This is a genomic window from Nocardia sp. NPDC055029, from assembly GCF_053608525.1.
Genome location: NZ_JBSGVQ010000090.1, coordinates 1 through 1,195, shown reverse-complemented (window position 1 = coordinate 1,195; position 1,195 = coordinate 1). Strand labels below are relative to the sequence as shown.

Annotated in this window: 1 rRNA gene; it reads left to right on the top strand. The window is 56.7% G+C overall.

Annotated features, from left to right (window positions below):
• Positions 1 to 1,195 (top strand): 23S ribosomal RNA (locus ACWF9G_RS34305); the annotation flags it as partial.

The following is a 1,195-nucleotide window of genomic DNA, read 5'->3' as shown; positions in this document are numbered from 1 at the left end:
GTGGGGTGATGGCGTGCCTTTTGAAGAATGAGCCTGCGAGTCATCGGTGTGTGGCGAGGTTAACCCGTGTGGGGTAGCCGTAGCGAAAGCGAGTCCGAATAGGGCGCCCTGAGTCGCACATTATGGACCCGAAGCGGAGTGATCTACCCATGGCCAGGGTGAAGCGACGGTAAGACGTCGTGGAGGCCCGAACCCACTTAGGTTGAAAACTGAGGGGATGAGCTGTGGGTAGGGGTGAAAGGCCAATCAAACTCCGTGATAGCTGGTTCTCCCCGAAATGCATTTAGGTGCAGCGTCACGTGTTTCACGCCGGAGGTAGAGCTACTGGATGGCCTAGGGGGCCCACAAGCTTACCGAAGTCAGCCAAACTCCGAATGCCGGTGTGTGAGAGCGTGGCAGTGAGACTGCGGGGGATAAGCTTCGTAGTCGAGAGGGAAACAGCCCAGATCGCCGGCTAAGGCCCCTAAGCGTGTACTAAGTGGAAAAGGATGTGGGGTCGCTTAGACAACCAGGAGGTTGGCTTAGAAGCAGCCACCCTTGAAAGAGTGCGTAATAGCTCACTGGTCAAGTGATCCTGCGCCGACAATGTAGCGGGGCTCAAGTACACCGCCGAAGCCGCGGCATTCAGACATTAGATCGCCTTCGGGCCAGTCGTCTGGATGGGTAGGGGAGCGTCCTGTAGCCGTGGAAGCAGCGGAGTGATCCAGCTGTGGAGGCTACGGGAGTGAGAATGCAGGCATGAGTAGCGAAAGACGAGTGAGAAACTCGTCCGCCGAATGACCAAGGGTTCCTGGGCCAGGTTAATCCGCCCAGGGTGAGTCGGGACCTAAGGCGAGGCCGACAGGCGTAGTCGATGGACAACGGGTTGATATTCCCGTACCCGTGTATCCGCGCCAAATATCGAATCAGTGGTACTAACTGTCCAAATGTTCTCTTATCGAGCCTTCGGGTGAGAGGGAGGATTGCTGCACGGGACCTTCGCTGTAGTAGGTAAGCGATGGGGTGACGCAGGAAGGTAGCTGGGCCAGGTGATGGAATACCTGGTGTAAGCCTGTAGGGCGCAACATAGGCAAATCCGTGTTGCATATAGCCTGAGAGGTGATGCGTAGCCGTTGTGGTGAATTCAGTGATCCTATGCTGCCGAGAAAAGCCTCTAGTGAGTTGGTACACGGCCCGTACCCCAAACCGACACAGG